This is a genomic window from Clostridium estertheticum, from assembly GCF_011065935.2.
GTDB lineage: Bacteria > Bacillota > Clostridia > Clostridiales > Clostridiaceae > Clostridium_AD > Clostridium_AD estertheticum_A.
The window spans coordinates 3,601,550-3,614,726 of the sequence record NZ_JAAMNH020000001.1; the positions used below are offsets into that span (position 1 = coordinate 3,601,550).

Here is a 13,177-nt window from a genome sequence, read left to right on the forward strand (position 1 = left end):
TATCCTCCATTACTTTCTTTTCTTTAATTTGTATACCAATGCCAATATCTCTGCCACTGCTCCATACATTTCAGCTGGAATTTCTGATCCTATATCTAATTCCTTATATATTAACCTTGCTAGTGGTTTATTTTCAATAATAGGTATATCATTTTCACTTGCAAGCTCTTTTATTTTTATAGCAACATTATCTGCACCAATAGCTACAACTATTGGCGCCCCTTCCCCTCCTTGCTCATATTTAATAGCAATAGCTAGGTGAGTAGGGTTTGTGATGACCACAGTAGCATCAGGAACAGCTTGCATCATTCTACTAGCTGCCATTTCTCTTTGCTTTTGCCTGATTTTATTTTTAATCTGCGGGTCTCCTTCTTGTTGCTTATATTCTTCTTTAATTTCCTGAACACTCATTTTTAATTCTTTGTTATGCTTATACTTCTGGTATGCAAAATCAATTATAGATATTATAAGCATTATTATTGCAATTTTAAAAAATATATCTATTACTAATTTCCCAAAAACACCTAAAATAGCATCAATTTTTAAGCTCCCATAATTCATTATGTCTAGATAATTGCTTTTTATATAATCATAAGCTACATATGCTATGGTAGTAATTATAGCTAAATTTTTAAGTAGATCCACCAGGGATCTTGTAGAGAAAATTTTCTTAAATCCACTTATTGGGTTTAGTTTTTTCAAATCTGGTTTAAGTGGTTCATTTGTAAATATAAAACCAGATTGCATTAAGCTTGCCACCACTCCCATTATCATAATAGGTACCATAATTGGTAAAATCAAAATTCCAAATTTGGTCATAGAAACAAAAAGCACAGTTCTAAATGTTTCCTCAGTTAGACTCAAGGTTAAATAATTGTTTAAGAAAAGAGTCACTACAGCTTTTAAATTGCCTAACATATAGGCACCCAGCATTATAAGTAAAAGTGTTGAGGTGAGTAGCGTAATAGTAGAGGATAATTCCTTACTCTTTGCTACTTGACCTTTTTTCTTTGAATCACTTTTCTTTTTAGGAGTAGCTTCTTCAGTTTTTTCACCACTATCCGCTGAGATAACAATTAATAAGGGTATTACTCTATAAAAGGCTTTAATTATATCAGGAATAGTGTAAAAAGAATTTACTATTAAAGTAATAACAGTTGGAAGCACTAGTGCAAAACAACTGAGTCCTACCAGTATTTTTATTGGCATACCTAAAATCATAACATTTAATTGTGGTACCGTTCTCGATATAAGTCCCAGACATATATCTGTTATAATAACTATCAGAATAATTGGTATTGCAATTTTGAGTCCCAGGGTAAAAAACTCTATGAATATTTTCACCATCATCATAGCTGTTGCTTGTGATAGTATAAACTTACCAAGATGAATAACGTTAAAAGAATCAATAATTGCTCTTATTAACATGTGATGACCATCTACCACAAAAAACATAACCATGCTTACCCAGTAAAGTAACCTTCCAAGCAATGTAACATTCTCATTAGATACAGGATCAAAAAGGCTCATCATGGAAAAACCAACTTGGAAATCCATAAGCTGCCCAGCCATTTGTGCCGAGAAAAAACAAAATTTTGTTATGTATCCCAGTACTAAACCAGTAATAACCTCGTCTATTGCAAATATTATAAGGGCTGTGTTATTAGTAATTAGGCTTACATTATCATAATTAACACCTGGTAGAATTAAAAAAGTGAAAACAACACAAAATCCAACCTTTGCTGTGGCAGGAGTACCCGTAGGAAAGAAAATTGGAATACCCATTACGAATGCTGATATTCGTAGGAGCACCATTATAAAGCCTAAATAATAAGCTGTATTAATCAATATATTTCCACCTAACCTCCCATATTAGCAATAAGTTCAAAAATTCTAGTTGTAAAATCAACTAAAATGTGAAGCATCCAACTACCCATTAATAAGCCAATTAGCGCTGCTGCAAGTAGTTTTGGCACAAAGGTCAAAGTTTGCTCCTGGATTTGCGTTGTAGCTTGAAATATACTTATTATTAGCCCTACTAGTGTAGCTACAAGTAGTATGGGAGCAGATACCAATATTGCAGTTTGAATAGCATCTTTTATAACGGATAATACAATACTCTCAGTCATTTAATTCACCTCAACTAAAACTCATAATTAATGATTTTACAAGCAGATTCCAGCCATCCACCATAATGAATAACAATAATTTAAATGGGAGAGAAATCATAACTGGCGGTAACATCATCATACCCATAGCCATAAGAATACTTCCCGTAACAATATCTATGATAATAAAAGGGATAAATAATAGAAATCCCATTTCAAAAGCTCGCCTTAGTTCACTTATTATAAAAGAAGGAACCACCGCATATAGGGGCACTTTATCATAGCTAAGTTTAGGCTTTCCATTGCTCAATACCACTTTTCCATTTGCATCAACTTCATTTTTAACTGTATCTTCTAATTTTCCCACCTCTAAAAAAAGTTTTAAGTCCTTAGCTCTGGTCTGTTTTAACATAAAATCCCTCATGGGTTTAGAACCCTTATCAATGGCAACGGATTGAGTTATCTTATTATTCAAATAGGGAGTTAAAGCCTCGTCATTAACTTTTGTAAAGGTTGGCGCCATAGTAAAAAATGTTAAAAATAGAGCAAGTCCAATTATGACCTCTTTTGGTATTGCCTGTTGAACACCAATAGCACTTTTAAATAAGGATAGCACTATAATTATCCTTACAAAACTGGTAGTCATTATAATAAATGAGGGAAGTAATGTAAGAATGGTAAGAATCACTAGCAATTTAATATTATCCACATAATCCGTGGGAGTAGTTGCTTTATCAATGGATAGATTAATTTTAGGTATTGGTAGTGTTTGTGGAACCGCATTTACAACCTTTATTGTGACAATCCCCATTATTACCATAATCAAAGCAAAAATAAGTAGGTTTTTATTCTTTATTTTCATCTTTAGCACCCTTTTTCATAATACGTTTTTTGAATGTGTCCACAAGGTCTTTTTCTAAAATATGCTTTTTAAACAAATCCTTCATATCGTCATATTGAGGTAGCTCTTTAATTTTTTCGATTCTACTAATTTCACCCTCAGGTAGTTCAAATAAAATATTAATTTCCTTGGAACTAGAAGAAACAGCAAAGGCTTTTTCACCAATTTTTACAACTATAATGCTATTTTCCTTAGATAATGCAATCCGGTCTAATACTTTCATATACCTACCATTTTGCAATTTTTGAAGTTTATTACCACCATATCTCAAAGATAAATATAAAATAAATAATATGAATGGTAAAAATATTATGATTTTAAAAAGTAATGTCCAAAATTCTAAGTCCATGCTTTTACCACCTACTGTACCAATATATCGTTAAAATATATATGGGCTATTTTCCCTTTTGTTAAAACTGGATTTATACTAGCAATTAGTTGATTCTTTATAGAATCAATACCTGTAGCACTAAAGTCTGTAGTTCTCTTTGCTCTAAGAGTTGCAATGACCACATCCCTAATAATCGGCTTTTTTGCTTCTAGTTCTGCAGTTAAAGCCTTATTATCTTCATATCCAATAAAAACCTTCACCTTGAGATATCGCTTTCCATCCTCGTCCATTAGATTCAATAAGAATTCATCTAAGGAATAAGTTACCTCATTGGTTTCCACGACTTTCGCTGTATTAGCTGTGGCGGTGCCAGATTTTTTGCTAGCGAAATACATACCTCCAAATGCAGCACCACCAACTACAACTAATATTAATAAAACTATAATAACTATTTTAAGTACATTTCCTTTTTTTGCGTTATCGCTCATTTTTTAGTGGCCTCCTTTTCATTTGCAACAATTAAAATATTTACTCTTCTATTTAAAGCTCTGTTTACTTCACTATTATTAGGAGCAATAGGTTGATATTCACCACAAGCAATCGATTTAAATCGCTCAGGATTCTTCTGCCCCTTAACATTTACAAAATATTCAAGTACATTCAAGGCTCTAGAAGAGGATAATTGCCAATTATTTGTATATTCATTGTTACTAATGGGCAAATTATCTGTATGTCCCTCTATCACAATGTCATTTGGCAAAGTAGCTATTAGAGAATTTATTGAATCTAACACCGGTTTACTATTATCTATAATTTCTACTTTTCCACTTTGAAATAATATATTTGCCTTAAGTTGAATAATAACTCCGCGACTATCAGTTTTTATCACTACCGTACCTTCTAGTTTTTTCTTTTTTATAAAGCTTTGAACCTTTTGATACACATCTTCTGTATCTTTACCAGCTGTTGTAGTGGGTACAGGTTCCCCAACTAATGGAACTTCTCCACTTTTTAAATTTAAATCTAAAATGCTCTTTCCTGTTTCCCCTGTGAGTACTGATTGAAGTGAGGTCGCAATTTGTTTGAACTTAGCTGCATCAACTGTTGAAAAAGAATATAATAAGACAAAAAAAGTTAGAAGAAGTGTCATGGTATCTGCAAAGGTACCCAGCCAAGCATCTGTTCGCATCTCTTCTCCACCAATTTTTTTTCTAGACATTGTCTGTCACCCCAGCTGCTTTGGCTTGCTCCTCAATAAATTTAGCTCTATCAACAGGTGATAGGTATGAGGTCAATTTTTCTTCAACAATTCTTGGATTTACTCCAGATTGAATGGCGAGTATTCCCTCAAGCATCATTTCCCGATTATTTACTTCAATGCTAGATTTATAATTTAGATTTTGCGCCATAGGAACCAATATTAAGTTTGCTAGTAATGCACCATAAAATGTAGTTATCAATGCTTTTCCCATACCAGAAGCCAGCGCTGAAGAATCATTTAGATTTGCAAGCATTTGAATAAGTCCTATAAGGGTACCAAGCATACCAAAAGCTGGTGCATACGCAGCCCAAGCTTTTAACATATTAGCTCCGTCACTATGGCGCCTTTCCATCTCTCCTATTTCTAGTTCCATAATCTCCTTTATTGTTTCAGGTTCTAGTCCATCCACCACCATTTGAAGACCTTTTTTTAAAAAGTTATTAGTTAATTGTGCCATTTCATCTTCAAGAGATAAAAGTCCTTCTCTTCTTGCTTTTTTAGATAGTGTTGTAAAGCTATTAATAATCTCAGAACTAGAAGATGTACTTTCTCTGAAAGATTGTACAATGACCTTAAGCACTTTATTCATTGCTGAAATAGGATAAGCTATGAGCAGTGCAGCAAAGGATCCCCCTACTGTAATTGCTATTGAGGCCGGATCATAAAATATTCTTAAACTTGTTCCACCAGATGCCATCCCCCATAAAGTTAGCCCAAACCCTACTACAATTCCAATAGTGGTTAAAATATCATGTTTTTTCATGCCATTGCCTCCTATAGCTTACCAGTAAATATCCTGTTTTTATATTTTATTATTTTATCAATCACTACGTCTGTACTCTCAAGCACAATGTACCTCTTGCCGTTTACTAAAGTTATTAATGTTTCTGGCATTGTTTCAATCTTTTCTATAACTTCAGCATTTAAGATAAATTCTTCTTTATTTAAGCCTGTAAGTTTTATCATGGGAACCTCCTATGATCTTATGTACTATAAATTCAAAGGAATTTGGTAAGTCTTAAATACTTTTAGTATTTGAAACTTACCAAAAATTCACTTTTAAATTTCAAGCCTTATGCTATCTTTTTAAGTTTATAATATCCTGTAATATTTCATCACCAGTGGAAATTGTCTTACCCGCTGCCTGGAAAGCTCTACTTGCAATTATCATATCAGTAAATTGCTCAGCTAAGTCTACATTTGACATTTCAAGCATTCCTTGAAGCATATCGCCGTAACCTGCGCTATTGTCTGGAACAGCTTTGTCAGTATTTTTTCCTGTCCTTACTATTGGAGCACCAGAGTTAGAAGTATTTTGATATATATTTCCACCTACTTTAGATAAACCACCAGGATTTTTAAAGGAAGCTACAGCAATTTGTCCTAATATTGCTACTTTACCACCCTCTAAAATAGCTTTTACTACTCCATCTTTTTCTATAGAAAATGTTTTAACCCTGACATCCCCATCACTAGTAGGAGGGACAGCATTAGCATCACCAAGAACAAAAATTTTCTCTGGTATAACAAGAGGGATTAGTGTTCCGCTTGGTTTTAAGGTTGTGCTATCTGCATTAACATAATTTAGAGTTGGCGACTTAGGTGGAGTAGTGGTTGACTTAGTCACGTCATAGTCTAAACTTGGCTTATCATCTACTTCACTAATAGCATAGCCTAGTACTCTTAATCCATCAGAATTCAATAAATTGCCTTCCTTGTCTAAAGTTAAAGCACCGTCTCTAGTGTAAAATAAATCCGTTCCACTAGGAGCATTTGCTGTATGTTCAGTTGGATCTACACCCACACCATCTGCGTTTGTAAGAGGCGTTTTACCTTTAGCTACCATTAAATATCCTTCACCATCCATAGCAACATCTAGATTTCTAGATGTTGGCTGCATGCCTCCTTGACCTACCAAGGTATCTATTCCTGCAACTTGTACTCCAAGTCCTACTTGCCTTGGGTTAATTCCTCCTTGACTTGCTCCCGGAGCTAGAGCTTGGGACATACTTTGGCTTACCATATCTTGAAATCTAACTCTTGAACCTTTAAAAGATGTAGTTCCCACGTTTGCTATGTTATTTCCTATAACGTCTAATTTAACTTGATTTGCTTTCATTCCACTTATTCCAGCATATAATGATCTTAACATAATATTACCTCCATTTTTTTAGCTAAATTCCAATAGAGTTTTAATGTAATTGCGATTTTTTATTATTCACTTTGCTTCTGTCTTTCCACAAAGTTAAGCCCCCTAAAAGGTCCAGCTTATATCATAACTACACTATCTATATTGGTTATTATATTTGTTTCGCTTTGATTTTTATCCATTGCGGTAATTACGGTCCTATTTTTAATACTGGTTATTAGGGCCATATCCTTATACAATATTAAGGATTGTTTTGCACCTTTACTGTCTGCCATATTTATTCCCTCGTTAATCTTCTTCATATCAGCATCATTAAAATCAATGTTGCGACTATTAAGCCTTTGTGCTGCATGAGAGGATATGGTGAAACATTCTTCTTTTTTTAATTGTTTATCTAAAACCTGTTTAAAATCTGTAATTTCTTTATTATCTTTAACATTATTTTTCTGTAAATTTACATAAGAATAATCCGAAAAATCTTTTGCATCGTACAGTTTACCATTTATTACTCTATATGACATAATATCACCTTACTATTTCCCATTAGGTACTTGTTCTTGCACTTTTATTATATTAGCATAATTTATATCCTTGGTAAGTTCTTTTCCATTTTCGTCCTGCCATGCAATGGTTAAATTGACACCATTTGCATCCCTAAAGACGCTTTTAACTGTACCCGTATACTTTTTACTATCTTTTCCATCAGTACCTTCTGGCACCAAAGCTTCCACCTGTTTACCCATTAAACTTACTGCACTTGAAAAGCTTGTGTTTCCATTTATATAATCCAATCTATAATCTGGTATATCTAAAATATCTGATAAGGAGTCCGCCGGAAAATCTTTTATAGAACCATCTATCAATTGCACTGATAATTTGGTTGTACCTGATTGTTTGTACACAGCTCTAACAGTTCCACCATACTGCATACCTTTTGCGTCAAAAGAATTAAGTGCCACTGTCTTTCCTACTAAGGAAGAAGCAGTTGAAAAGGACACAGTGCTATTTAAATTAGTCATTTGCTCTAGTGATGCAAATTGAGCCATTTGAGCTACAAATGCTGTACCATCTTTAGCCGTAGTTGGATCTTGGTTTGAAAGTTCGGCGGAAAGTATTCTTAAAAAAGAGTTCTTGTCCATTTCCTCGCCTTTTTTTACAATTCTAGTTCCTCTGTCAGTTGCTCTGGATAATTTATCTTGTTCTTCCTTGGTAACAGCTGTACTCCTAGGGTTAATTACAGGTGCTGTTATTGCTCCATCTATAGGCATATTTATCACTCCTTTATATATTTCGCGTACAAAGAACTAACTTATTTTTAAACAAATTTATTTACTTGATTTTCTTCTATAGCGTAGTTATTGCTTACAGAAATAGCTTCTTCTTCTAATCCACTATTTGTCCCTGAGTTATTATTTTTACTTCCATTGTTATTTTTCTCATTAGAGTCCTTATTAAAAAAGGTGGAATCCTCATAAATATTTATATCTAAGCTTTGAATTTTAATATCCATATTTTTTAACTTATCACTTATATCTTGAAGATTTCCATTTAGCAAATTAAAGGTGTCTTTATTTTGAGCAGATATACTAGCCTTCATGATTCCACTTTCCATAGTAAGCTTTATAGTTATTTCCCCAAGTTCCTTAGGATTCATTTTTACTGTTAAGTCCTTAATATTGTTAATTTCCATGAATTTAATATTTTTAATTACATCTACTGTAAAACTACTTTTATCAATGATTGTGTTTATAGTTTGAACCTTAGCAGTATCTGTGGCTTTTACAGTTTCAAATTGATTCATAAAATTAACTGCTTTTGTTATTTTCATCTCATCCTTATCTTTTCCAAGCAAATTGTTAAGAAATTTTTCTTCTGAGGAACTATTTCCTGAAAATTTACTTTCCTTAGACGAATCATTTGAGCTTTGTAACTGAACTTTAGGAATAGTTTCAGAAGTGTCCTTAGTGCTTTGCTGCATAATCTTTTTTAGTAGATTATCTTTAATTGATTTGTCCTCAATATTTACATTAAGGGCTTGCAAATTAGGAACCTTTAATAAGCTCAAATCTTTTTTTAACTCTGAAGTTACAGTAGTTAACTTTTGTAGCATATCGCTTATTTGAGAAGGTATAAGTTCTTTCCCTTTTGATTTTTCTAGCATTGAAATTATTTCAGTAAGGTCATTTTTTAATATGCCTTTTGCATCTGAAGTTAATTCTTCTCCACTCATTAACTTTGCTGCATCTATTAATTGTTCTGAGCCCATTAAGCTTTCTAGATTAATAGAATTAGAATCACCTTCCACGTTTATAGTTGCTGAATTTTCAGGAACATTTAGAAACATAGAACTTAGTAATTGAAGTAACTGCTGGAGTTGAGCCATTTGCGACCTAGATTTATCTGTGCTTTCCAACCCGCTTGATGAACCTTTAGAGGTTTGCTTAAGTTTATCTATAGCTACTTCTATGAGATTAATTATCTTTGATTTTAACTCAACATTCGCTTCAGAATTCTTCAAATCTTTTGGGGTACTGCTTTCAACTGTGCTCTTTTCAATGTCCACACTTTCAACATCTTTGTTTGCAACCTCATCACGCTGATTTTCATTGTTTGTTTTTTCTAAATTCCCCTCATTTACTTTCTGGTCATCCTCGCCCTTATTTACTTTCTGGTCATCCTCGTCCTTATTATTTACTTTCTGGTCATCCTCGTCCTTATTATACTTTTTCTGTACATTTTCATTGGAAGAATTCACAGATTTCAATTCATGGTTATCTAAAACCTTTTTAAAATCTTCACTTCTATTTGACGCCTTTGGAGCCTCTTGCTTTTTAGAAGTAGTATTGGTCATAACATTCATATTTACGTTCATTTTTTTCACCTCCTCTCCCTGTGGTTATTTCTAATAAAAGCATAAAGTGCAAACTCATCATTAGTTTTTTGCTCTATTAAATTTTGCTCTTTTATAAAAGCACTTTTCTGATTTTCTTTTAATATTTCAACAGTCTTTTTTTCAACTTGGCATTGTTTAAGTTCTCGTCTTTTTTGCTCTACTATCCCGTCTTTATCCTCTAAGACTACTGTGGTTTCGTCAATAGCCAAATTTAAGGCATTTAAATAATTTTGTTTCATTTTCTGCTGAACAATTGATTCATATGAATCTATATTTCTATGGACTTTATACTTTCCTTTTAAATTGTTTAGCTCCTCTTCCACAAGATTTCTTTCTCTTTGCGCTTCTTTAAAAACCAGTTTGCTTTTGTCTTCAATATCTTTTCTAATATCAAGAAGCTTTTGCAGTCTAAACTTATATATGTCTGCCAATTTGAAAACTCCCTTCCACTTATAACTTACCTAAAAACCCACTAATCAAATATATTTTTCAGCATATTTAAACTATCATTAAAATCTGTGGTTTCATTTATACCCTGTTTTAAATAAGACTCTATGCTATCGTTATACTTAATTGCCTTGTCAATTTTTGTACTACTTCCTTTTACATAGGCGCCGATATTTATTAAATCTTCTGAATCTTTATAAGTTGCCATAAGCTCCCTTGCTGTGGAGGCCGCTTGTTTATGGTCTACTGTAGCAATTTCAGACATTAACCTACTTACACTACCTAAAACATCAATAGCTGGATAATGGTTTTTAGCAGCAAGAGCTCTAGATAAAACTATGTGTCCATCTAGTATTCCTCGAACTGCATCTGCTATAGGTTCATTAAAATCATCACCATCAACAAGTACTGTATAAAAAGCTGTAATAGATCCCTTCTGTGACATTCCACTACGCTCCATTAATTTAGGTAACATTGCAAATACAGATGGTGTATATCCTTTAGTAGCTGGAGGTTCACCTATAGCTAGCCCAATTTCTCTTTGTGCCATGGCAAATCTTGTTACTGAATCCATCATTAGAATGACTTTTTTACCTTGATCTCTAAAGTATTCTGCAATAGCTGTAGCTGTAAATGCACCCTTGAGTCTTACAAGTGCTGGTTTATCAGAAGTTGCACATACGATAATTGATTTTTGCATTCCCTTTTCCCCTAAATCTTTTTCTATAAAATCCAGTACTTCTCTTCCTCTTTCTCCTATAAGTGCAATTACATTTACCTCTGCTTCTGCTTCTCTTGCTATCATTCCAAGAGTTGTACTCTTACCTACTCCACTACCTGCAAATATACCTATTCTTTGCCCTTCCCCGCAAGTTAAAAATCCATCAATTGCTCTAACGCCAGTAGGCAGCACCTCTGTTATTCTACGCCTTTTTAGTGGATCTGGTGGAGATGCATTAAGCGAATAAGTTGTATATTTACTAATTTCAGGTCCAACTAACGGATTACCCAATCCATCTAAAACTTTTCCAAACAATTCATCAGAGCATTTAACGCTTAAGGGACTTCCAGTTGGTACTACTCTGCAACCTGGTGATATTCCCACAAGTTCTCCAAGAGGCATTAGAATTACATCCTTATCGCGAAACCCAACAACCTCACACGAAATCTCTTCATTTGATATATTATAAATTTTACACACTTCACCTACAAAGGCCGTTATTCCTTTAACTTCAATAGTAAGTCCTATAACATTCTTTACTATACCTTCGGAATAAGTGTAGTTAATATCAGGAATTTTATTCATTAAATACTCAAAATTCAGATTTATCATAATAGTTCTCGCCTTTCTAAATCTATATTTGCTCTTCCTGAAAAACTTCTATTATTTTTTCTATACCGTAAGCTATGCTTACAATACTTTTACCCGTATCTTTTTCAATAACAGCAGTTCCATCATCTAAAAAATTATCTTCTATTACAAATATATCACCTTGAAAAGCAAGTTTTTGTTTCCAATTCTCAATTTCCTGCACTAAGGTAGCAAAATGAACACTATTACTTTTTATAATATAGGATTTTATATTTCTTTCAGCCTCTAGAGTATTAAAAATCATTTCGTTTAGGGCAGCTTTTTCTACTACTTCTCTTTTTAATATATTCTCAGCTATACTTACAACTAAGGCTTTTATATTCTGCTGCTTATCAATCAAATATTGATTATACTCACCTTTTGCTGCAGTTAATATTGAGTCAGCCATAGCTTTCACAATTTCTGCATCTGACATTGCTTTGACCATAGCTTCATTGTAGCCATTTTCATAGCCTTCCTTTTGCCCTTCTTTAAAGCCTTGAATTTTGGTATCTGCCGCATCCACAAAAGCTTTAGAAATGATTTTCTCACTTTCTATTCGTGCATTCTCTAATATATTGCCAGCTATGTTTTCAAAGCTTTCTATATTATCTCTTTTATTTCCATGACTTTCACCCATAATCTCGCCGTAAGTGACTTCTCTTAACTGGGTCTTTATTTCCCTATCGCCCTGCTCTACAACTCTTGAATTTTTTATGACTTTAAACGATGATTGCATCTTCGCCACCTCTTGAAAGTACAATTTCACCAGCCTCATCTAAACGCCTTAAGATACCAACAATTTTTTGTTGTGCTTTTTCAACATCCATAAGTCTAACTGGCCCTAAGAACTCCATGTCTTCTTTTAGTGATGCTGAGGCTCTCTTAGATTGATTTTTGAAGATACTATTAGCAACTTCTTCTGAACATCCCTTTAATGCAAGAGATAAATCCTTAGTATCTATTTCTCTTAAAATTCTTTGTATTGAAACATCATCTAAAGTGATAATATCTTCAAATACAAACATAGATTCTTTAATCTTTTCTGCAAGTTCTGCATCTTCTCTTTCTAGTCCTTCTGTAATATTCTTTTCAGTGGTTCTATCTACTTGGTTTAAAATATCCACAAGGGATTCTATTCCTCCAACCACAGCACTATCTGTTCTAATAACAGAGGATAATTTCCCATTTAAAACTTTTTCAATTTCCTTAACAACCATAGGAGAAATATTACTCATAGTTGCAATCCTATAGGATACTTCACTTTGCAAATCCAGGGGCAGAGCCGCCATTATCTGGGCAGCCTTGTCTGGTTGCATGTAACACATAATAAGCGCTATCGTTTGTGGGTGTTCATTAGATATAACGTTCAAAAGTTGATGAGCATCAGCTTTCCTTGCAATGGAAAAAGGTCTATATTGTTGTGTTTCTTCCATAACCTTGTCCAATATTTCCTTTGCCCTCTGGGACCCAAGTGCTTTTGAAAGTATATTTCTTGCATAATCAACTCCACCCTCTAAAAGAAAATCCTTTGCCTTATTCATTTCCATAAATTCATCTAGAATTGCCTGTCTTTGATCAGATTTAACTGATACTATATTAGCAATTTCATAGGTAATTTTTTGGATATCCTTTTCTGGCAATTTTTTTATTATCCCCGATGAAGCGTCCGGACCTAAGGTTATAAATAATATAGCCGCCTTTTGAATACCCGTAAGTTTTTCACCTTTAGCCAC

16 protein-coding genes are annotated in these 13,177 nt (G+C 33.4%); all 16 read right to left on the minus strand.

Features of this window, described 5'->3' with window-relative positions; translation table 11 throughout:
- Window positions 1–9: 9 nt before the first annotated feature.
- The 16 genes from G9F72_RS17170 to fliG all read right to left on the minus strand — a co-directional run bounded on the left by G9F72_RS17170 (window position 10) and on the right by fliG (window position 13,177).
- Complete coding sequence (locus tag G9F72_RS17170) at window positions 10–1,848, minus strand: fused FliR family export protein/FlhB family type III secretion system protein (RefSeq protein ID WP_164955852.1); 1,839 nt, start codon at window positions 1,846–1,848, stop codon at window positions 10–12.
- Between the two features lie 11 nt (window positions 1,849–1,859).
- Window positions 1,860–2,129 (minus strand): flagellar biosynthesis protein FliQ, encoded by a 270-nt coding sequence (fliQ, locus tag G9F72_RS17175; RefSeq protein WP_164955853.1) that lies wholly within the window; start codon window positions 2,127–2,129, stop codon window positions 1,860–1,862.
- A gap of 10 nt (window positions 2,130–2,139) precedes the next feature.
- The gene (locus G9F72_RS17180; RefSeq protein ID WP_224676300.1) at window positions 2,140–2,964 is read right to left on the minus strand and encodes a flagellar type III secretion system pore protein FliP; all 825 of its coding nucleotides are present in this window, start codon (window positions 2,962–2,964) and stop codon (window positions 2,140–2,142) included.
- The gene (gene fliO / locus G9F72_RS17185) at window positions 2,954–3,358 is read right to left on the minus strand and encodes a flagellar biosynthetic protein FliO (protein ID WP_164955855.1); all 405 of its coding nucleotides are present in this window, start codon (window positions 3,356–3,358) and stop codon (window positions 2,954–2,956) included. The genes G9F72_RS17180 and fliO overlap by 11 nt, the downstream gene beginning before the upstream one ends.
- 11 nt (window positions 3,359–3,369) lie before the next feature.
- Window positions 3,370–3,828, minus strand: a complete 459-nt coding sequence (fliL, locus tag G9F72_RS17190) for a flagellar basal body-associated protein FliL (RefSeq protein ID WP_164955856.1) — start codon at window positions 3,826–3,828, stop codon at window positions 3,370–3,372.
- Window positions 3,825–4,559, minus strand: a complete 735-nt coding sequence (locus G9F72_RS17195) for a flagellar motor protein MotB (RefSeq protein WP_164955857.1) — start codon at window positions 4,557–4,559, stop codon at window positions 3,825–3,827. The genes fliL and G9F72_RS17195 overlap by 4 nt, the downstream gene beginning before the upstream one ends.
- Window positions 4,552–5,364 (minus strand): motility protein A, encoded by an 813-nt coding sequence (locus tag G9F72_RS17200; protein WP_164955858.1) that lies wholly within the window; start codon window positions 5,362–5,364, stop codon window positions 4,552–4,554. The genes G9F72_RS17195 and G9F72_RS17200 overlap by 8 nt, the downstream gene beginning before the upstream one ends.
- 11 nt (window positions 5,365–5,375) lie before the next feature.
- The gene (locus G9F72_RS17205) at window positions 5,376–5,567 is read right to left on the minus strand and encodes a flagellar FlbD family protein (protein ID WP_164955859.1); all 192 of its coding nucleotides are present in this window, start codon (window positions 5,565–5,567) and stop codon (window positions 5,376–5,378) included.
- A gap of 112 nt (window positions 5,568–5,679) precedes the next feature.
- Window positions 5,680–6,753: a flagellar hook-basal body complex protein gene (locus tag G9F72_RS17210; protein ID WP_164955860.1), complete on the minus strand. Its 1,074-nt coding sequence runs from the start codon at window positions 6,751–6,753 to the stop codon at window positions 5,680–5,682.
- Between the two features lie 116 nt (window positions 6,754–6,869).
- Window positions 6,870–7,271 (minus strand): TIGR02530 family flagellar biosynthesis protein, encoded by a 402-nt coding sequence (locus tag G9F72_RS17215; protein ID WP_164955861.1) that lies wholly within the window; start codon window positions 7,269–7,271, stop codon window positions 6,870–6,872.
- Between the two features lie 12 nt (window positions 7,272–7,283).
- Window positions 7,284–8,018 carry a flagellar hook capping FlgD N-terminal domain-containing protein gene (locus tag G9F72_RS17220; RefSeq protein WP_164955862.1) on the minus strand — a complete coding sequence of 245 codons (735 nt, stop codon included), beginning with the start codon at window positions 8,016–8,018 and terminating at the stop codon, window positions 7,284–7,286.
- 47 nt (window positions 8,019–8,065) lie between these two features.
- On the minus strand, window positions 8,066–9,622 hold the full coding sequence (locus tag G9F72_RS17225) for a flagellar hook-length control protein FliK (RefSeq protein ID WP_164955863.1): 1,557 nt from the start codon (window positions 9,620–9,622) through the stop codon (window positions 8,066–8,068).
- A 5-nt stretch (window positions 9,623–9,627) separates the two neighbouring features.
- Window positions 9,628–10,074 carry a flagellar export protein FliJ gene (fliJ, locus tag G9F72_RS17230; RefSeq protein WP_164955864.1) on the minus strand — a complete coding sequence of 149 codons (447 nt, stop codon included), beginning with the start codon at window positions 10,072–10,074 and terminating at the stop codon, window positions 9,628–9,630.
- A gap of 41 nt (window positions 10,075–10,115) precedes the next feature.
- Entirely contained in the window at window positions 10,116–11,423 is a 1,308-nt protein-coding gene (gene fliI, locus G9F72_RS17235; protein WP_164955865.1) for a flagellar protein export ATPase FliI, read from the minus strand.
- 22 nt (window positions 11,424–11,445) lie between these two features.
- The gene (locus G9F72_RS17240) at window positions 11,446–12,180 is read right to left on the minus strand and encodes a hypothetical protein (RefSeq protein WP_164955866.1); all 735 of its coding nucleotides are present in this window, start codon (window positions 12,178–12,180) and stop codon (window positions 11,446–11,448) included.
- Window positions 12,164–13,177, minus strand: coding sequence for a flagellar motor switch protein FliG (gene fliG, locus G9F72_RS17245; protein ID WP_164955867.1), 1,014 nt, complete (start codon window positions 13,175–13,177; stop codon window positions 12,164–12,166). Before fliG ends, G9F72_RS17240 begins: the two co-directional genes overlap by 17 nt.

Coding starts and splice junctions, on each gene's coding strand:
- fliQ (WP_164955853.1), bottom strand. CDS start 2,129: ATGACTGAGAGTATTGTATTATCCGTTATAAAAGATGCTATTCAAACT.
- fliO (WP_164955855.1), bottom strand. CDS start 3,358: ATGGACTTAGAATTTTGGACATTACTTTTTAAAATCATAATATTTTTA.
- fliL (WP_164955856.1), bottom strand. CDS start 3,828: ATGAGCGATAACGCAAAAAAAGGAAATGTACTTAAAATAGTTATTATA.
- G9F72_RS17195 (WP_164955857.1), bottom strand. CDS start 4,559: ATGTCTAGAAAAAAAATTGGTGGAGAAGAGATGCGAACAGATGCTTGG.
- G9F72_RS17200 (WP_164955858.1), bottom strand. CDS start 5,364: ATGAAAAAACATGATATTTTAACCACTATTGGAATTGTAGTAGGGTTT.
- G9F72_RS17205 (WP_164955859.1), bottom strand. CDS start 5,567: ATGATAAAACTTACAGGCTTAAATAAAGAAGAATTTATCTTAAATGCT.
- G9F72_RS17210 (WP_164955860.1), bottom strand. CDS start 6,753: ATGTTAAGATCATTATATGCTGGAATAAGTGGAATGAAAGCAAATCAA.
- G9F72_RS17215 (WP_164955861.1), bottom strand. CDS start 7,271: ATGTCATATAGAGTAATAAATGGTAAACTGTACGATGCAAAAGATTTT.
- G9F72_RS17220 (WP_164955862.1), bottom strand. CDS start 8,018: ATGCCTATAGATGGAGCAATAACAGCACCTGTAATTAACCCTAGGAGT.
- G9F72_RS17225 (WP_164955863.1), bottom strand. CDS start 9,622: ATGAACGTAAATATGAATGTTATGACCAATACTACTTCTAAAAAGCAA.
- fliI (WP_164955865.1), bottom strand. CDS start 11,423: ATGATAAATCTGAATTTTGAGTATTTAATGAATAAAATTCCTGATATT.
- G9F72_RS17240 (WP_164955866.1), bottom strand. CDS start 12,180: ATGCAATCATCGTTTAAAGTCATAAAAAATTCAAGAGTTGTAGAGCAG.